The 19,613-nt window shown below is 55.6% G+C and carries 15 protein-coding genes and 1 riboswitch; of the genes, 6 read left to right on the plus strand and 9 right to left on the minus strand.

What is annotated here, in order from left to right:
* Positions 1 to 159: 159 nt before the first annotated feature.
* Together murI and btuB are read right to left on the minus strand one after the other, a co-directional pair.
* Positions 160 to 1,023, minus strand: a complete 864-nt coding sequence (gene murI / locus E5C26_RS23935) for a glutamate racemase (protein WP_135318486.1) — start codon at positions 1,021 to 1,023, stop codon at positions 160 to 162.
* Entirely contained in the window at positions 968 to 2,860 is a 1,893-nt protein-coding gene (btuB, locus tag E5C26_RS23940) for a TonB-dependent vitamin B12 receptor BtuB (protein WP_135318487.1), read from the minus strand. The genes murI and btuB overlap by 56 nt, the downstream gene beginning before the upstream one ends.
* 68 nt (positions 2,861 to 2,928) lie before the next feature.
* Positions 2,929 to 3,137: riboswitch (cobalamin riboswitch) on the minus strand.
* 124 nt (positions 3,138 to 3,261) lie between these two features.
* Here btuB and trmA point away from each other — a divergent pair.
* Positions 3,262 to 4,365: a tRNA (uridine(54)-C5)-methyltransferase TrmA gene (gene trmA, locus E5C26_RS23945; RefSeq protein ID WP_135318488.1), complete on the plus strand. Its 1,104-nt coding sequence runs from the start codon at positions 3,262 to 3,264 to the stop codon at positions 4,363 to 4,365.
* Positions 4,366 to 4,409: 44 nt separating this feature from the next.
* On the opposite strand, the gene E5C26_RS23950 is transcribed toward trmA, so the two are convergent.
* Positions 4,410 to 4,778 carry a YijD family membrane protein gene (locus tag E5C26_RS23950; RefSeq protein WP_135318489.1) on the minus strand — a complete coding sequence of 123 codons (369 nt, stop codon included), beginning with the start codon at positions 4,776 to 4,778 and terminating at the stop codon, positions 4,410 to 4,412.
* A gap of 13 nt (positions 4,779 to 4,791) precedes the next feature.
* Positions 4,792 to 5,424: an HTH-type transcriptional repressor FabR gene (gene fabR, locus E5C26_RS23955; RefSeq protein WP_085120094.1), complete on the minus strand. Its 633-nt coding sequence runs from the start codon at positions 5,422 to 5,424 to the stop codon at positions 4,792 to 4,794.
* A 215-nt stretch (positions 5,425 to 5,639) separates the two neighbouring features.
* Here fabR and sthA point away from each other — a divergent pair, with 215 nt between their 5' ends.
* On the plus strand, positions 5,640 to 7,037 hold the full coding sequence (sthA, locus tag E5C26_RS23960; protein ID WP_012147448.1) for a Si-specific NAD(P)(+) transhydrogenase: 1,398 nt from the start codon (positions 5,640 to 5,642) through the stop codon (positions 7,035 to 7,037).
* On the opposite strand, the gene oxyR is transcribed toward sthA, so the two are convergent.
* Positions 7,020 to 7,937, minus strand: coding sequence for a DNA-binding transcriptional regulator OxyR (gene oxyR / locus E5C26_RS23965; protein ID WP_012147449.1), 918 nt, complete (start codon positions 7,935 to 7,937; stop codon positions 7,020 to 7,022). The two genes, sthA and oxyR, sit on opposite strands and share 18 nt — an antisense overlap.
* A 151-nt stretch (positions 7,938 to 8,088) precedes the next feature.
* Here oxyR and E5C26_RS23970 point away from each other — a divergent pair, with 151 nt between their 5' ends.
* Together E5C26_RS23970 and E5C26_RS23975 are read left to right on the plus strand one after the other, a co-directional pair.
* A complete protein-coding gene (locus tag E5C26_RS23970; protein ID WP_135318490.1) occupies positions 8,089 to 8,820 on the plus strand; it encodes a glutathione peroxidase in 732 nt (243 codons plus the stop codon).
* Between the two features lie 76 nt (positions 8,821 to 8,896).
* On the plus strand, positions 8,897 to 10,345 hold the full coding sequence (locus E5C26_RS23975; RefSeq protein WP_135318491.1) for a dihydrolipoyl dehydrogenase: 1,449 nt from the start codon (positions 8,897 to 8,899) through the stop codon (positions 10,343 to 10,345).
* Positions 10,346 to 10,794: 449 nt separating this feature from the next.
* Here the strand turns inward: E5C26_RS23975 and argH are convergent, their stop codons facing one another.
* From argH to argC, 4 genes are all read right to left on the minus strand, one after another.
* A complete protein-coding gene (gene argH / locus E5C26_RS23980) occupies positions 10,795 to 12,168 on the minus strand; it encodes an argininosuccinate lyase (protein WP_135318492.1) in 1,374 nt (457 codons plus the stop codon).
* 77 nt (positions 12,169 to 12,245) lie between these two features.
* Complete coding sequence (locus E5C26_RS23985) at positions 12,246 to 13,466, minus strand: argininosuccinate synthase (RefSeq protein WP_135318493.1); 1,221 nt, start codon at positions 13,464 to 13,466, stop codon at positions 12,246 to 12,248.
* A gap of 25 nt (positions 13,467 to 13,491) precedes the next feature.
* Complete coding sequence (gene argB, locus E5C26_RS23990) at positions 13,492 to 14,265, minus strand: acetylglutamate kinase (protein ID WP_135318494.1); 774 nt, start codon at positions 14,263 to 14,265, stop codon at positions 13,492 to 13,494.
* A 29-nt stretch (positions 14,266 to 14,294) separates the two neighbouring features.
* On the minus strand, positions 14,295 to 15,299 hold the full coding sequence (gene argC / locus E5C26_RS23995; protein ID WP_135318495.1) for an N-acetyl-gamma-glutamyl-phosphate reductase: 1,005 nt from the start codon (positions 15,297 to 15,299) through the stop codon (positions 14,295 to 14,297).
* A gap of 216 nt (positions 15,300 to 15,515) precedes the next feature.
* On the opposite strand from argC, the gene argE reads away from it, so the two are divergent.
* A complete protein-coding gene (gene argE, locus E5C26_RS24000; protein WP_167796700.1) occupies positions 15,516 to 16,661 on the plus strand; it encodes an acetylornithine deacetylase in 1,146 nt (381 codons plus the stop codon).
* Between the two features lie 257 nt (positions 16,662 to 16,918).
* Positions 16,919 to 19,555: a phosphoenolpyruvate carboxylase gene (gene ppc, locus E5C26_RS24005; protein WP_135318497.1), complete on the plus strand. Its 2,637-nt coding sequence runs from the start codon at positions 16,919 to 16,921 to the stop codon at positions 19,553 to 19,555.
* Positions 19,556 to 19,613 lie beyond the last annotated feature (58 nt).

Consider the following 19,613-nt stretch of genomic DNA (forward strand, 5'->3'; position numbering starts at 1 on the left):
CGTTTTCACCGGCTTGCTTCTTCCTGGCTGGGCGACTGGTTCTCGTTAGAGGAGTCGTTGTTCCCGGTCAGTGGAGGCGCATTATAGGGAGTTCTCAGAAGGCCGCAACCCCTAATTTCAATATTTTTTCTGACCGTTGAATGTTTGACCAAAACGGCCTTAAACAGGCAGTTTTTTCAACGATTTAAAGCCATATCCCTGCAGAACGGGCAATAAAGCGTCAGTGTCTTCATTTAACGCCATGCAATACGCCAGATTATCTTCCTGCGTAGACACCAGATTTTCCTGTGTCGAGATCAACCAGGCGGTGCGACGGGCTATTGCCGCGCCGGAATCGATCAGCCGGGTTCCCTCAGGCAACACCTGCATTAACTCTTCTGCTAATAAAGGGAAGTGGGTGCAGCCGAGCACGACAGTATCCGGCGGCTCACGCATGCTTAGCCATGGATGCAGGATTTTCTTCAGCGTTGGTAACGGTACGGCTTCGCCATGCAGTTTGGCTTCTGCCAGTTCCACCAGCTCTGAGGACCCCAATAGCTCTATCTTGCAATCGGTGGCGAAGCGGGCAATCAACTCATGGGTATAAGTGCGCTGGACGGTACCGCGGGTAGCCAACAGGCCGACGACGCCATTGGCGGTCAGACGGGCGGCAGGTTTGATGGCAGGTACCACACCCACGACCGGGAAGGTAAAGCGTTCACGCAGAGCCGGTAAGGATACGGTACTGGCGGTGTTACAAGCGATGATGACTATCGCCAGAGGATGGCGCTGCTGCACCGCACTGACAATCTCCAGCACGCGTTCAACAATAAACTCTTCGGATTTCTCACCGTAGGGAAACGCCACATTATCGAAAGCGTATATATAGTGGAGGTCCGGCAGCAGTTGCCGAACCTCTTGATACACCGATAACCCGCCGACGCCGGAATCAAATACCAGCACCGTCGGACGGGCCTTCGCGGTGGTGTTAGAAGGTATAGCTTCCAGTGAGGTAGTATTCTCTTCCTGGAGTAGCGTAGCCATAAGCCGTCTCATAATCTTTATCAAACAGGTTGGCGATTCTACCACGAACTGTCAGATGAGATGTGACCGGATACGAAACTGCGAGATCCCACAGGCTGACACCACCAAGTTTGACCGTGCGCGTAGTGTAACCGCTGTAGTCGCCATCATAACGCTCCCCCAAATAATGGTAGGTCACGGCCCAGTCGAAATCATAGACCTGCCAGTCCAGCTCATACTTCACCTGCTGCTTGGCACGACGGAGCAGAACTTCGTTGGTTTTGGCATTGCGTGGATCAACATAGTCATAGCCAATCTGGTGGGTCAACGGCCCGGTATCAAAGGAAGCCGTAGCTTCAACGCCTTTAATGGTTGCCTGATTAACGTTGTAATAAGCAGAACCAGAGCCGCTGGATGCATAGCTAATAAGGTTGTCTATATCGTTACGATAACCCGTGACGCGCCAGGTCACCGGCCCAGTCAATCCTTCAAAGCCCCCTTCCCACTGTTTGCTTTCCTCTGGCTTCAAATCCGGGTTGCCGCCAAAGCTACCGTATTGTTGTCCCAGATTCGGTGCTTTAAACGCAGTCCCGTAGGAAGCAATGGCACGATAACCCTCAACAAACTCCCACGCAGCACTGGTTTGCCAAGTGCCATGCCAGCCATATTGCGAATTATCATCACCTCGCACCGCCCCTTCCAGAGTAAAGGAATCGATCTGCTGCTGTGCCGTCAGATAAAGTCCGGTATTACGCTGACTCTTGCTGTCGGTAACATAAGCTGTGCCAGGCTCAATTTTCTGATCCTGCCAATCAACACCCGTACTGATGTTGCCATTGGCAACCTGGAACGTATTACCCCACTGCACATTGTATTGTGTGGAATCGTCCAAAGTTGCAGACGCAGAATAAGGGCCATACTTGGGATCGTAGTTATAGTCCTTACTGTGGCTATAGCTGGCAATCAATTGAGTGGCATAAATACCGTCCTGGTAACGCAGACCGCTATCCCAACTTTGGCTATACAGCTGGCGGGTATCCGGCAGTGCGTCTGAATGTGCCGGGTCGGAATAACTGTAATTACCATCATAAGCCGTACGGTTGTCATAACCGTAGCCACGAACGAACCCGCTGAACGCCTCGTTAAACTTATGATCTATGTTGGCATACAGTGATTTGCTCATGAAACCGTCGCGGTCAGTTTGCGCCGGGTTACCAAAGCTGTCTGGCAGATTCGCCACCACATCATAGCCTTTGGTATAGGTGTAGTTACCGGCGAAGGTCGCAACCGTACTCTCGCCAAGTTGTTGCTGGGTGGAGGCGTCATAGGCCTGATAGCCGTTTGACCCCATGCCGGCAGAAAGCGTAGTCCCGTTTTTTTCACGAGTGGTAATAATGTTGATCACACCACCGATGGCATCGGAACCATAGACCGCCGAACGCGGCCCACGGATAAATTCGACTTTCTGCACCAGCGAGATCGGAATTTGACTGAGGTCGGAAGAACCACTGACGCCAGCCTGATTCAGACGAATGCCGTCAATCAGTACCAGGACATGACTGGAGTTGGTACCGCGGATAAACAGCGAACTGGCTTGTCCCAGACCACCATTTTGCGACACATCTACACCCGGCAGGCGGCGCATCACATCGGTCAGGCTTTTTGCCTGCCAGCGGTCGATATCATCGCGGGTGACGACAGAGGTGGGTGCCAGCACGGAAGAAACCGGCTGTGGAAAACGGTTAGCGGAAACTACCAGGTCATCGCTGTTCTTGGCTGTGGTGTTGTCTTGCGCCCATCCAGAAAAAGCCGTGATCGAAGAAACCACCGCCAGCAGTGTATTTTTTGTAATTGTCATGAAAAAGCATCCAAACTTAATTGGCGGATGCCGCAGGATCATGGCCGGTATTTCGCGACGGCCACGGGCATTGCGACGTAACACCGGCAGGTCTTCGGGCTTGGGAGTTGCGGGTGGCCTGTGAGCTACCTGCACCGGGCGATGACTTCCCATCCTGCAATGGACAGTGTCTGCGTAAAACGCTATCGCCGTGACTTCCCCTTACCGCTGCGCGTCAGCTCCGGATTCGAACCGGATTCCCTTTTCACTCGCTGCTTGAGGCCGGACGACAATGCTACGATCAATGTAAATAGATGTCTAGACTGCTATCAGTGTTACAAATAATAAACACGACAAAACTGGACTTCACGGACTGATTCCCTACAATCCCCGCTGATCAATTTTGCCTGACGAGAAGAAACATGACGCCCGAGAATTTGCCTATTGAACGTTACGATGACCAACTGGCGGAGAAAACTGCCCGGCTGAAAACGCTGATGTCACCGTTCACGGCACCCGAGCCGGAAGTGTTCCGCTCGCCGGTAAGCCACTACCGCATGCGCGCCGAATTCCGCATCTGGCATGATGAAGACGAGATGTACCACATCATGTTTGATCAGCAGACCAAACAACGCATCCGCGTCGACAAGTTTCCTGCCGCCAGCGAATTGATTAACCGCCTGATGAGTGCGCTGATCGCCGCCATCAAGCCAGAACCGATTCTGCGCCGCAAGCTGTTCCAGATTGACTACCTGTCGACCCGCAGCGGCAAAATCATCGCCTCGTTGCTGTATCACCGCAAGCTGGACGACGAATGGCAGCAGCAGGCAGAAAAGCTGCGTGATGATCTGCACGCGCAGGGCTTTGACCTGCAGCTGATTGGCCGCGCGTCGAAAATGAAAATCATGCTGGATCAGGATTATGTAGACGAAGTGCTGCCGGTTGCCGGCCGCGACATGATCTATCGCCAGGTGGAAAACAGCTTCACCCAGCCGAATGCGGCACTGAATATACAGATGCTGGAATGGGCGCTGGACGTGACCACCGGTTCTAAAGGCGATTTGCTGGAGTTGTATTGCGGGAACGGTAACTTCTCTTTGGCACTGGCGCGTAACTTCGAGCGGGTGCTGGCCACCGAAATCGCCAAACCTTCGGTCGCGGCGGCGCAATACAACATTGCCGCCAATCATATCGATAACGTGCAGATTATCCGTATGGCCGCGGAGGATTTCACCCAGGCAATGAACGGAGTACGCGAGTTTAATCGTTTGAAAGATATCGATTTAAGCAGCTATAACTGTGAAACCATTTTCGTCGATCCGCCACGCAGTGGGCTAGACGATGAAACGGTGAAAATGGTGCAAACCTATCCGCGTATTTTGTATATCTCATGCAACCCGGAAACGCTGTGCGCCAATCTGGAGACCCTGCAGGAAACCCACAGTATCAGCCGCCTGGCACTGTTCGATCAGTTCCCGTACACCCATCATATGGAATGTGGCGTGCTGTTGGAAAAACGCGTTTAATCTGACAGGGGCGCCATGATTGCTGCGCCCCTGCTTTACACCCTTCAGGCCGTCGTATTCTCATCCAGCGCCTTACGCGCTTTCAGCTTGATACCAATCCAGAATACCAGCGCCACGGAAACAATCGCCGGCAGGAAGTTAGAACCCATCTGCGGGTATTCGGCCCGGACGATCGCACTGTACAACAACACCCCCAACAGGAAGGTCGCTGCGGCCAGCTTGGGCATGCCGTCCGGCATCGCACGGTGCAGATAACGCTGATGCAGACAGTAAACCGCCAACACCAAAGTCAGGATAGGGAAAATCGAAAACGGCACCACCGAGCTGAACAGCGCGGCGAACGAACCGTTGATCGAAAGGCCGGCAATCAACGCCAGCAGTAAGGTGCCATTCTCACGGCTTGGTTTTTCCATCGCTTTCTACCTTTTATACGTGGGATACAGAAGCTTTTTCTTGTTGGCGGCGATACCAATAATAAGCACCTTTGGAAATCATCCGCAGTTGCAGCACTAAACGTTCCTCAAGACGACGCCGTTGTTCGATATCGATATCCAGCGCTTCAGCACCGGCGCTGAATACTATGGTCACCATGGCTTCCGCCTGCGCTTCGGTGAAACTGCGCGGCATATGGTTTTCCAGCTCGAGGTAATCTGCCAGTTCGGCGATAAAATGTTGGATCTCACGCGCTACCGCCGCACGGAAGGCCGACGAGGTGCCGGAGCGTTCACGCAGCAGCAGGCGGAAGGCGTTGGGATTATTGCCGATAAACTCCATAAAGGTGGAGACAGAGGTGCGGATCACGCTGCCGCCCTTGGCAATACGCTGGCGCGCCTGACGCATCAGTTGCCGCAGCATCAGACCGCTCTCATCAACCATGGTCAGCCCCAACTCATCCACGTCACGGAAGTGGCGGTAGAATGAAGTCGGTGCAATGCCCGCTTCACGCGAGACTTCACGCAGGCTCAAACTGGCGAAGCTGCGTTCGGCGCTTAGCTGGCTGAAGGCCGCCTCAATGAGGGAACGACGAGTCCGTTCTTTTTGTTGTGCTCTGACGCCCATATGCATATCCAGATAAGATCCATTTTGTCAGTCTAACGCCGTAGACCCGGCAATATAGCAAATTTTATTGCAACAGCATTTATACAAACGCGTCCTGTCACAGTTTCCGACTGCACCATTTGTGCTTTGCCTCAAAAAGCCTAATGGTGATTGGGCACTCAGCGCTATGATGTTAAGATACCGTTGTAATTTTGTATAAGACAGGTCTCTCCCCTATGCAACAGCACTATCAATTTGATGCCATAGTTATTGGCTCGGGCCCTGGTGGTGAAGGTGCCGCTATGGGGTTGGTGAAACAGGGCGCCCGCGTGGCCGTTATCGAACGGTACAATAACGTAGGCGGCGGATGTACCCACTGGGGTACCATCCCGTCCAAAGCCCTCCGCCACGCCGTTAGCCGCATTATCGAATTCAACCAGAACCCGCTTTATAACAATTCACGCACACTCAGCGCGACATTCCCTGATATTTTGCGCCATGCCGATAACGTGATTAACCAGCAAACCCGGATGCGCCAAGGGTTCTATGAGCGTAACCAATGTAAGCTGTTTGCCGGCGATGCACGCTTTATCGACGCCAACACCGTCAGCGTCAGCTATATGGACGGCACCCAGGACACCATCCGCGCCGATCATATCGTCATCGCCTGCGGCTCGCGCCCTTATAACCCGTCAAGCGTCGATTTCAACCATCCGCGCATTTACAACAGCGACTCAATCCTCGAACTGAACCACGAACCGCGCCACGTGATCATTTACGGCGCCGGGGTCATCGGCTGCGAATATGCGTCTATCTTCCGTGGTCTGAACGTGAAGGTGGACCTGATCAACACCCGCGATCGCCTGCTGGCGTTCCTCGACCAGGAAATGTCGGACTCGCTGTCTTACCACTTCTGGAACAACGGCGTGGTGATCCGTCACAACGAAGAGTTCGAGAAGATCGAAGGCACCGACGACGGCGTGATTGTTCACCTGAAGTCCGGCAAGAAAGTGAAAGCGGACTGCCTGCTGTATGCCAACGGCCGTACCGGTAATACTGACTCACTGGGGCTGGAGAACGTCGGTCTGGAGTCAGACAGCCGTGGCCTGCTGAAAGTGAACAGCATGTACCAGACAGCGCTATCGCACATTTATGCCGTGGGTGACGTAATTGGTTATCCGAGCCTGGCATCTGCCGCTTACGATCAGGGCCGCATTGCCGCACAGGCGATTGCTTCCGGCGAAGCCAGCGGACATCTGATTGAAGACATCCCAACCGGTATCTACACCATTCCGGAAATCAGCTCCGTCGGTAAAACCGAGCAGGAACTGACGGCGATGAAGGTGCCGTATGAAGTGGGCCGCGCCCAGTTCAAACATCTGGCGCGTGCGCAGATTGCCGGGATGAACGTCGGTAGCCTGAAGATCCTGTTCCATCGTGACACCCTGCAGATCCTTGGGATCCACTGCTTCGGTGAGCGTGCGGCGGAGATCATTCACATCGGTCAGGCGATCATGGAACAGAAAGGTGAAGGCAATACTATCGAGTATTTCGTTAATACGACCTTCAACTATCCGACCATGGCCGAAGCCTACCGGGTGGCAGCGCTGAACGGCTTAAACCGCCTGTTTTAGCGTGGTACCCAGGTAGTTTTGCATGTGCTCGCGGATCGCCTCGGCCAATTGCTCATAACGACTGCGCAATGGAGAGCCGGGGCGGTACACCAGCGCAATAGTGCGCTTGGGTTCAGGTTTATAACAGTCGAGATAGCACACGCCGTCACGCTCACGCTGTGGCGGTACCGCCAATGACGGCAGCAACGTAATACCACTGCCCGCCGCAACCATATTGCGCAGCGTTTCCAGGCTGGTCGCCCGGAAATGGGTATCCTCGTCGGCACCGGCCTGGAAGCAAAAGCCCATTGCCTGATCGCGCAAGCAGTGGCCATCTTCCAGCATCAGCAGTTTTTCCCCTGCCAAATCCGGCATAGCCACACGGTCACGCTGCGACCATGGGTGATCGGAGTACACCGCCAGCTTCATTGGCTCATCAAACAACGGCACTTCGATAAAGGCTTCGGTTTCCTTCACCAGCGCCAGGATCGCACAGTCCAGTTTACCGCTGTCGAGTTGCGCCAGCAGCTGTTGGGTTTGCGCTTCATGCAGGTACATTTCCAGCTTGGGAAAGGTTTTGTGCAGCGTAGGGATGATCTGCGGCAGCAAATAAGGCCCGACGGTCGGGATCAGGCCGATATGCAACGGCCCGGACATGGCTTCACCCTGTTGGCTGGCCATCTCTTTCAGAACTTTGACTTCGCGCAGCACGGTACGCGCCTGCTCCACCAGCAACAGGCCCGCCTGGGTAAATAACACCTTGCGGCTGGTGCGTTCGAGCAACATCACACCCAGTTCGTCTTCCAGCTTGCGGATCTGCCCACTGAGCGTGGGTTGGCTAACATGGCATGAATCGGCGGCACGGCGGAAATGCCGGTGCTCGGCCAAGGCGACCAGGTACTCTAAATCACGAATATTCATTGTTTCCCTCCAAACCACGATAGCTCATGGCGATAGATAAGATAGCAATGAGCGATTAGATCTATCAACCCCCGGCGGCAATAATGTGTCCCAACAAAGCGGCATAACGCTGAAAGCTAAAAATTATTTTTCCTAATTAAGGGGTTAATTCATGTTTACCAGTCAAGAAGGCAAAAAAATTCCTCAGGTCACCTTCCACACCCGCCAGGGTGACCAATGGATCGATGTGACTACCAACGACCTGTTTAAAGATAAAACCGTCATCGTATTTTCACTGCCAGGCGCGTTCACTCCGACCTGCTCTTCCAGCCACCTGCCGCGCTATAACGAGCTGTCCAGCGTATTCCAGCAGCACGGTGTTGATAGCATTTTGTGCGTCTCGGTGAACGATACCTTCGTGATGAACGCCTGGAAAGCCGATCAACATGCTGAAAACATCACCTTCGTGCCGGACGGCAACGGTGAATTCACCAAAGGCATGAACATGCTGGTCGAGAAAGCCGATTTGGGCTTCGGCCCACGCTCATGGCGTTACTCGATGCTGGTGCGTAACGGCGTAGTAGAGAAAATGTTTGTCGAGCCCAACAAGCCGGGCGACCCGTTTGAAGTGTCTGACGCCGACACCATGCTGAAATACCTGGCGCCAGAATTCAAAGTGCAGGAATCGGTTTCGCTGTTTACCAAACCGGGCTGCCCGTTCTGTGCCAAAGCCAAACAAATGCTGCAGGAACGTGGCATTCAGTATGAAGAGATCGTACTGGGTCAGGACGCGACTACCGTCAGCCTGCGCGCCGTCAGCGGCCGTGCCACGGTACCGCAGGTGTTCATCGGCGGCCGTCATATTGGCGGTAGCGATGACCTGGAAACCTTCCTGTCAGCCTGATTTATAAGTAATAACAAAGCCAACGTGAACTTTTGGCGGGCTCCGGCCCGCCTTTTTTTAGCTTTCAGGAGCGGATATGAAACAGTTGAATGTTGACGTCGCCGTCATTGGCGGCGGCACCGCCGGTCTGGGCGCCTATCGCGCCGCCAAGCTTTCGACCCCCAGTGTAGTGATGATTGAGGGCGGAGCCTACGGCACTACCTGTGCACGCGTTGGCTGCATGCCATCCAAGTTACTGATCGCCGCCGCCGAGGCGGTACATCAAATCGAGCGGGCACCGGGCTTTGGCGTGTATCCCGCGGGCAAAACCACCATTAATGGTCGTGAAGTCATGGACCGCGTCAGACGCGAACGCGACCGCTTCGTCGGCTTTGTGCTGGAAGGTGTCGACGAGATCCCGGCGACCGACAAAATTAGCGGCTACGCCCGTTTTATCGACGACAACACCCTGCAGGTGGATGAACATACGCGCATCGTGGCGCAGCGCATTGTTATCGCCACCGGTTCTCGCCCAAGCTGGCCCGCGCCCTGGAATGCACTGGGTGACCGACTGATCGTCAATGACGACGTCTTCAACTGGAATGATTTACCGCAATCGGTGGCAGTGTTCGGGCCAGGCGTGATTGGCCTGGAGCTGGGTCAGGCGCTGCATCGTCTCGGGGTTGAGACCAAAGTGTTTGGCGTTGGCGGCGCCGTCGGCCCGTTGACTGACAGCGCAGTTCGCAACTACGCCGCCAAAACCCTGGGTGAAGAGTTCTATCTTGATGCCGATGTGAAAGTGGAGATGATGCAGCGCGAAGGCGACAAAGTGTTTATCCGTTATCAGGATTTACACGGCAAGCCGCAGGAGATCATGGTGGATTATGTACTGGCCGCCACCGGTCGCCGACCGAACGTCGATAATCTGGGCCTGGAGAATACCGGCCTGCGGCTGGATGCCCGAGGAGTGCCGCTGGCCGATCGCCTGACGATGCAAACCAGCGTGCCGCACATCTTTATCGCCGGTGACGCCAGCAACCAACTGCCGCTGTTGCATGAAGCCAGCGATCAGGCACGTATTGCCGGGAGCAACGCCGGCAGCTTCCCGGAAGTCAGCCCAGGCCTGCGCCGCAGCGCGATCTCGGTAGTCTTCTCCGATCCGCAAATTGCCATGGTCGGCTCTACCTTTCGCGAATTGAGCGAGAAATTTAGCGCCTGTGGTTGTTTTGAAGTCGGTGAGGTGTCGTTCGAGAATCAGGGGCGCTCGCGCGTGATGCTGCGCAATAAGGGCATCCTGCACGTCTACGGCGAACAGGGTACCGGGCGTTTCCTCGGTGCCGAGATGATGGGGCCGGAGGTTGAGCATATCGCCCATCTGCTGGCCTGGGCACACCAACAGCAAATGACCATCAACCAGATGCTGGACATGCCGTTTTACCATCCGGTGATCGAAGAAGGCCTGCGCACCGCACTGCGCGATCTGCAGGCCAAACTAAAACTGGGCGAGGCCGAGGCCGAACGCTGCCAGCGCTGCCCGGGCGAGTAATCTTTCTAAAAACAAAGGGCGCAGTTCTGCCTATGAACTGCGCCCTTGATACATGTCAGAATCAAACGGACTCAGCGTTTAACTCTTTCCACCCATCACCTTCACTATCATTCGCCTTTAATTCCTGCAAAGTAACACGGAGGAAGTATCGACGAGGATTCCCGCACATCCAGCAACTGCAATCAGGTGCTGTAGTAACTAATTTACCTGCTCTACGGGCAATTACCTGCGCCGTGGATAACTCCGGATAAATTATTCCGCCGTAGTAATCTTTTCGATTACTTTTTAGACGATAATAGTGATGGCGACGTAATCCACGCTTTCTGTTTTTGTACATTGATTTCTCCATATCCGGCAGAGGCTTTGTTTGCCTCTGCCTTGCGTATGTAGAAATCCGTAAAAACAGGCACTAACTGTAAATAATCCATAAACATCCCTGTTACTTTGAGTTAAGCCAAACGCTGTTTCGCTGCGGCGATCGCGCTGGCGACCTGCTGAGGAGAAACGCCACCTTTGGCTGAACGCTTATCCAGACAGGATTGCAGTGCCAGGATCGGGTACACATCGTTGTCAATCACTGCACTGAATTTCTGCAAATCAGTCAACGGCAGGGCTTCCAGCGCCTTGCCCTGACGAATGGCTTCCACTACCGCTTCACCGACGATATGGTGCGCCTCACGGAACGGCACACCTTTGGCGACCAGATAGTCCGCCAGTTCGGTCGAGTTGGCGTAACCCTGCTCCGCCGCTTCTTTACAACGCGGACGTTTCACCTGGATGCCATCCAGCACCAGCGCAGCCATCTGCAGGCAGTCCATCCAGGTATCAAGCGCGTCGAACAGCCCTTCCTTGTCTTCCTGCATGTCTTTGTTGTATGCCAACGGCAGGCCTTTCAACGTCATCATCATACCGGTCAATGCACCCTGCACACGGCCACATTTGCCACGGATCAGCTCCAGCGCATCCGGGTTTTTCTTCTGTGGCATCAGCGAGGATCCGGAAGTCACACGGTCAGACAGATCGACGAAGGCAGCTTCGCCGCTGTTGAAGAAGATCAGGTCTTCGGCGAAGCGCGACAGGTGCACCATGCTGATAGAGGCATTGGATAACAGCTCCAGCACGTGGTCGCGGTCGGAAACGCTGTCCAGGCTATTGCGGGTGGCGGAGGCAAAACCCAGCCAACCGGCCAGTTGTTCACGGTCGATCGGATAGGCGGTACCGGCCAGCGCACCGCTGCCCAACGGACTGACGTCCAGACGCTTCAGCGTGTCCTGCAGACGGCTTTCGTCACGCGCCAACATTTCCACATAGGCTAAACACCAGTGGGCAAAGGTCACCGGCTGCGCACGCTGCAGGTGGGTATAGCCCGGCATTACTGCGTCCTGATTGGCTTCAGCAGTTTCCACCAGCGCCTGTTGCAGTTGCACAATGGCCTGATGCAACTCGCCAATCTGCTGTTTACACCACAATTTCAAATCGGTCGCGACCTGATCGTTACGACTACGGCCGGTGTGCAATTTTTTGCCCAGATCGCCGACTTTATCGATCAGCTTCTGCTCCACCCAGCTATGAATATCTTCTGCATCGCTGCTGACAATCGCCTGCGGATCGGCCTGCACTTCGGCCAACAGCCCGTTCAACGCCTGCTCAAGCTGCTGCTGCTCGGTTGCCGTCAATACGTTGACGGTGACCAGCGCTTTCGACCAGGCCACCGAACCCACAATGTCCTGTTCCGCCAGGCGATAATCGAAGCGCAGAGAATCGTTTAATTGTTTGAACCGCTGATCTGCCGCCTGACTGAACCGTCCGCCCCAAAGTGCCATACCTTACTCCTGATTTTTATGCGAATAGGGGCGCAGCACGCTGCGCCCCTATCAAGTCACGCCGAATAATTACTAAGTTACTTGTTCTTTTTCTCGTTCAGCGCGCGAATGCGTGAAGAGAGTGAGAACAGACGGATAAAACCGCCCGCGTGGCTGTGATCGTAAACTTCGTCTTCGCCGAAGGTCGCGAACTCTTCGGAGTACAGGCTGTTGGCGGATTTCTTCTGAATCGCCGTCACCTGACCTTTATACAGCTGCAACACCACTTCGCCGTTAACTTCTTCAGCCAGCGCTTCGGCGGAGGCCTGCAGTGAACGACGCAGCGGAGCAAACCAGCGGCCATCGTATACCACGTAAGACATTTCCAGGCCCAGTTGCTCACGCCATTTGAAGCTGTCGCGATCCAGCACCAGTTGCTCAACGCCACGCAGTGCCGCCACCATGATGGTGCCACCCGGCGTTTCGTAGCAGCCACGGGATTTGATGCCCACCAGACGGTTTTCCACGATATCGATACGGCCCACGCCATGTTTGGCACCCAGCACGTTCAGAGTTTCCAGACATTTGTACGGGCTCAGCGCTTCACCGTTAACCGCCACGACGCAGCCTTTCTCAACGGTGATCGTCACTTGCTCAGGCTGATCCGGCGCTTCCTGCGGATCCACAGTCCAGACCCAGCAGTCTTTGTTCGGTGCGTTCCACGGGCTTTCCAGCACGCCGCCTTCGGTGGAGATGTGCCAGGCATTCTCGTCACGGCTATAGATTTTTTCCAGCGACGCGGTGGTCGGGATGTTGCGCTCTTTCAGGTAGTCCAGCAGCGCTTCTCGGGAACGCAGGTTCCACTCACGCCAAGGGGCAACCACTTTCAGATGTGGGGCCAGTGCGGTATAGGTGGTTTCGAAACGCACCTGGTCATTACCTTTACCGGTTGCGCCGTGGCACAGCGCGTCAGCACCGACTTTCAGCGCCAGTTCAACCTGTGCTTTAGCGATAATCGGGCGCGCCATGGAGGTGCCCAGCAGATAGCTGCCTTCATACAGGGCGCCGGTCTGCAGTACCGGGTAAACGTAGTCACGGATGAATTCTTCACGCAGATCAACCACGTGACACTCAGAGGCACCGGATTGCAGGGCTTTTTGCTCCACACCTTCCAGATCGCCGCGCTCCTGGCCGATATCCGCCACGAAGGCTACCACTTCGCAGCCGCCGTAGTTTTCTTTCAGCCAGGGAATGATGGCCGAAGTATCCAGACCGCCAGAGTACGCCAGAACGATTTTTTTGATGCCTTGGTTTTGCATGGTCTTTTCCTTTTTAATTCTAAATTTAAGCGAGGATCCGGGTGCCAATTGACACGCCGTTAAACAGTGCAGGAAGCTGATCGGCATGGCGCCAACTGGCGATATCTACCGGGCGACCGAGGGTGCGGGCCGCATCGAGCGCCGCATTCACCTTCACCACCATACCATCAGTGATGATGCCCTGGGCAATCAGTTGTTCCGCTTTTTGCGCCGTCATTTCCGCGATGCGTTGCCCTTTTCCGTCGAGGATGCCACTGACATCCGACAGCAGGATCAAATCCGCACCCAGCGTGGCGGCCAGGGCCGTCGCCGCCTGATCGGCGTTCACATTCATTAACTGCCCATCGGTGGTGATACCGATGGAACTGATCACCGGCAGATAACCGGCAGCCAGCAGGGTATTGAGCAGCAGCGGGGAACCCGGTTGCGCATTGCCCACGTGGCCCAGCGCCGGATCCAGCGGGGTGACGGTGACGCTGCCGCCGTCCGCCAGGCTCAGGCCAACCGCGTTAATCTGGTGCTTGATGGCCCACGCCAGCAAGGTTTTGTTGGCGGTGCCGGCCAGCGCGCCGGTAATAATGTCAATCTGATCGGCCGGGGTCACCCGCAGGCCATTCTTCTTCACCACCGGCAGGGAAAGCTTTTTCATCAGCTCATCCACCAGGCAACCGCCGCCGTGAACGATCACCAACGGGCGCTGATGCTGCTGACGGTAGCTGTCCAGTGCGGTAAACAGACGCTCCAGCGCCTCTTCACTGTCTAATAACACGCCACCTAACTTGATAATTAACGGGTTCATCGCTGTTTACATCCCACGCTGGTGATTTATTAAAGTAATGACTGGGTTTCAGGGAACCCAAAACGAATATTCAGGCATTGCACCGCCTGAGCGGCTGCGCCTTTCAACAGGTTGTCTTCCACGGCTACGGCTATCAGGTGTTCGCCCTGCACGGCAAAGCCGATGTCGCAGAACGGCAGCCCGACGACGGACTTCAATGCCGGTACGCCCTGCTCATACAGCCGCACCAGTGGTTTGTCGTCATAGGCGGCGTGATAAACGGCGGCCACGTCCTGCGCGGTCACGCCGGCTTTCAGGCGGCAAGTGATGGTTTCGAGAATACCACGCGGGAAGTTACCCAAATGTGGCGTGAAGATGACCGGCACGCCCAAATGCGCGACGATTTCCGGATGATGACGATGGGTGAAAATGCCGTACGGCTGCAGGCTCACCTCGCAGAAACTGGTGGTGACACTGGCCTTGCGGCCCGCACCGCTGACGCCGCTGGTCGCGTTGATCACCGGCCACTGATCAAGGTTCAGCAACTCCTGGTCGATCAGCGGTTTCAGCGCTAACTGCGCCGCCGTCGGATAACAGCCCGGTACGGCGATCAACTGCGCCTGTTTGATTTTGTCGCTCTGCCATTCCGCCAGGCCATACACCGCCTGCTCCAGCAGGTCGGCATGCTGATGTTCAAATCCGTAATATTGGCTGTAGAAGGCGGCATCTTTCACGCGGAACGCGCCAGAGAGATCGAACACCACGCAACCTGCGGCAAGGAATGCCGGCGCGATATCGTGGCTGACCTCGTGCGCCGTCGCCAGGAACACTACGTCGATACCCACAGCGGCGGCGGCTACGTCAACCAGCGGCTGCAAGGGGAGATCGACGATGCCTTTTAACTGGGGGTGCAAATCGGAAAGCAATTTTCCTGCATCTGCACTTTGCGCTGAAACCGCTAAAGCGGTTATGTTCATGTGTGGGTGACGATTAAGGTACGCCGTGAGCTCTGCTCCGGCATAACCGCTGGCACCGACAATCAGCGTATTCAACATGGGGCCTTTCACCTTCTAGACTTGCGTTTGGTCGTATTCGACTCAGGTTTCCAGGCTCACCAGCGTTGTTTTGCCGTTCACCCACGAGGTCGAGCGTTGATGTTTTTATAATCATCCGGGAATCGGGTTCCCTTACGCTCCAGCTTACTGTATTTTTATTCACAATAACTGCATGAATATTGATACCAACCTAACCAAAGGCTGTCAACAGTGAAGATGAAATTACCTCCATTTATTGAGCTGTACCGGGCGTTGATCGCCACTCCATCGATCAGCGCCACCGATGGCGCCCTCGATCAGAGTAATGAAGCGTTAATCAACTTGTTGGCCGGCTGGTTTGCCGATTTGGGCTTTCGCGTCGACGTGCAGCCGGTGCCGGATAGCCGCAACAAATTCAACCTGCTGGCCAGTATCGGTGAAGGTAGCGGCGGTCTGCTGCTGGCGGGCCACACCGACACCGTGCCTTATGATGAAGGCCGCTGGACGCGCGACCCTTTCACTCTGACCGAACACGACAATAAGCTGTACGGTCTGGGCACCGCCGACATGAAAGGCTTCTTTGCCTTTATTCTGGATGCGGTGCGCGACATCGACGCCAGCCAACTGACCAAACCCTTGTACATTCTGGCCACCGCAGATGAAGAAACGACGATGGCCGGCGCACGTTACTTCGCCGCCTCGACCAGCATTCGTCCGGACTTCGCCATTATCGGTGAGCCGACCTCGCTGCAGCCGGTGCGTGCGCATAAAGGCCATATAGCCAACGCTATCCGCATCGTCGGCCAATCCGGCCACTCGAGCGACCCGGCGCGCGGCGTGAACGCCATCGATCTGATGCATGAAACCATCGGCCGCCTGATGGAATTGCGCAAAACGCTGCAAGAGCGCTTTAACAACCCGGCCTTTGCCGTGCCCTACCCGACCATGAACTTCGGTCATATCAGCGGGGGCGATGCGGCCAACCGTATCTGCGCCTGCTGCGAGCTGCATCTGGATATCCGTCCTTTACCGGGCATGACGCTCGACAATATCAACGAACTGATGCAACAAACGCTCGAGCCGGTCAGCCAGCGTTGGCCGGGCCGCCTGAGCATTGAGGAACTGCATGCTTCGGTGCCGGGTTACGAGTGCCCGACCGATCACCATATGGTGGCGGTGATCGAAAAATTGCTGGGCTCTCGCACCCAGGTGGTTAACTACTGCACCGAGGCACCGTTCGTCCAGCAGGTCTGCCCAACACTGGTATTGGGCCCCGGCTCTATCGACCAGGCTCATCAACCAGATGAATACATAGATACCGGCTTTATCGAACCGACACGTAAGCTGTTGGGTCAGTTGGTCACTCATTTCTGCCGCCAATAAACCTGATACAAGGTAGGGTAATGATTTATCATCCCCCTACCTCTTAAGAAGTATCAAACCAATGAAATAAGCCAGACTGATAACCGGCGTGCCGTAATTAAATTTCAGAAAATGCGCCGATTTTGATGTTTTTTTGCTAAAAATAGTGTCAATTGACCATTGGACAGGCACGTGGCGAGATGAAACAGGCGCGGTTCGCCTGACACGTGAAATTTACTTACAAGATAAAAATCATACAGAACTGGGTCAGGGGTTATATGAACGAACAATATTCGGCAATGCGAAGTAATGTCAGTATGCTCGGCAAATTGCTCGGCGATACCATCAAAGAAGCGCTGGGCGAGCATATTCTCGATCGCGTTGAAACTATCCGTAAGCTTTCCAAATCTTCACGTGCAGGTAACGAAGCGCATCGCCAGGAGCTGCTTTCTACCTTGCAAAACCTGTCCAACGACGAATTGCTGCCAGTGGCGCGCGCCTTCAGCCAGTTTCTCAATCTGACCAACGTCGCCGAGCAGTACCACAGCATTTCACCCAATGGCGAAGCCGCCAGCAATCCGGAAGCGCTGGCGCAGTTGTTCACCCGGCTGAAAGACAAAAAGCTCAGCACCAAAGAGCTGCAAAATGCGGTATCCCAGCTTTCCATCGAATTGGTGCTGACCGCGCACCCGACGGAAATCACCCGTCGCACCCTGATCCACAAGCTGGTTGAGGTCAACACCTGCCTCAGCCAACTCGACCATAACGATCTGGCCGACTACGAGCGCAACAAGATCATGCGCCGTCTGCGCCAATTGGTCGCCCAGTCCTGGCATACCGACGAGATCCGCAAACATCGCCCTTCCCCGATCGACGAAGCCAAGTGGGGCTTTGCGGTGGTGGAAAACAGCCTGTGGGAAGGGGTGCCTGCCTTCCTGCGTGAATTCAACGAACAGCTGGAAAACTCCATCGATTACAGCCTGCCGGCGGAAGCAGTGCCGGTACGTTTCACCTCCTGGATGGGCGGTGACCGCGACGGCAACCCGAACGTGACGGCTGAAATCACCCGCCACGTGCTGTTGCTCAGCCGTTGGAAAGCCTGCGACCTGTTCACCCGCGATATTCAGGTGCTGGTGTCCGAGCTGTCGATGACCGAATGTACTCCGGAACTGCGCGCACGGGCCGGTGGCGACGAGGTACAAGAGCCGTACCGCGAGATCATGAAACAACTGCGCAGCCAGTTGATGAGTTCTCAGGCGTATCTGGAAGGCCGCCTGAAGGGTGAGCGCGTACTCAAACCGCACGACCTGCTGGTGAATAACGAACAGCTGTGGGAACCGCTATTTGCCTGTTACCAGTCGCTGCAGGCCTGTGGCATGAGCATCATCGCCAATGGCCAGTTGCTCGATACCCTACGTCGCGTGCGCTGCTTTGGCGTGCCGCTGGTGCGTATTGACGTACGTCAGGAAAGCACTCGCCACACCGAAGCCATTGCCGAGCTGACCCGCTATCTGGGCCTGGGCGATTACGAAAACTGGTCGGAAGCCGACAAACAGGCGTTCCTGATCCGCGAACTGAACTCAAAACGCCCACTGGTGCCGCTAAAATGGGAGCCGAGTGCCGACACCCAGGAAGTGCTGGAAACCTGTCGGGTCATTGCCGAAGCGCCACAGGGTTCGATTGCCGCCTACGTGATATCCATGGCACGTACGCCTTCTGACGTGCTGGCGGTTCACCTGTTGCTGAAAGAAGCCGGTTGCCCGTTCGCCCTGCCGGTGGCCCCGCTGTTCGAAACCCTCGACGACCTGAACAATGCCGACGACGTGATGACCCAGTTGCTGAATATTGACTGGTACCGCGGCTTTATCCAGGGCAAACAAATGGTGATGATTGGCTATTCCGACTCGGCGAAAGACGCCGGGGTGATGGCCGCCTCCTGGGCGCAGTACCGCGCGCAAGACGCCCTGATCAAAACCTGTGAAAAAGCCGGCGTGGCGCTGACGTTGTTCCATGGCCGCGGCGGCTCGATTGGCCGTGGTGGCGCACCGGCACATGCGGCACTGCTGTCGCAACCGCCGGGCAGCCTGAAAGGCGGCCTGCGCGTCACCGAACAGGGCGAGATGATCCGCTTCAAATTTGGCCTGCCGGAAGTCACCATCAGCAGCCTGGCGCTGTACACCGGTGCCATTCTGGAAGCCAACCTGTTGCCGCCACCGGAGCCGAAAAAAGAGTGGCGTGCGCTGATGGATGACCTGTCAGACACCTCATGTGAAATGTATCGCGGTTACGTGCGTGAAAACCCGGACTTCGTGCCGTACTTCCGCGCCGCAACGCCGGAACTGGAGCTTGGCAAGCTGCCGCTGGGTTCACGTCCGGCCAAACGCAAGCCAAACGGCGGCGTTGAGAGCCTGCGCGCCATTCCGTGGATCTTCGCCTGGACGCAGAACCGCCTGATGCTGCCGGCCTGGCTGGGTGCCGGTGCCGGTTTGCAAGAAGCGGTGAAGGCCGGTAAGCAGGACCAACTGGAAGCCATGTGCCGCGACTGGCCGTTCTTCTCCACCCGCATCGCGATGCTGGAAATGGTGTTCGCCAAGGCCGACCTGTGGCTGGCGGAATACTACGATCAGCGTCTGGTCGACAAATCGCTGTGGCCACTGGGCCAGCAATTGCGCGACCAGCTGGCAAGCGACATCAAGGTGGTGTTGACCATCGCCAATGACGCGCACCTGATGGAAGACCTGCCATGGATCGCCGAATCCATTGCGCTGCGTAACGTGTATACCGATCCGCTGAACGTACTGCAGGCGGAACTGCTACACCGTTCGCGTCAACAGGAACAACCGGATGCCCGCGTTGAGCAGGCGCTGATGGTGACCATTGCCGGCGTCGCCGCCGGGATGCGCAACACCGGCTAGGTCCAGATTAAGTGTCAAAGCACGGCCTCTCTTTGCAGAGGCCGTTTTTTATCCACTA

This window comes from Serratia proteamaculans (assembly GCF_004684015.1).
GTDB lineage: Bacteria > Pseudomonadota > Gammaproteobacteria > Enterobacterales > Enterobacteriaceae > Serratia > Serratia proteamaculans_F.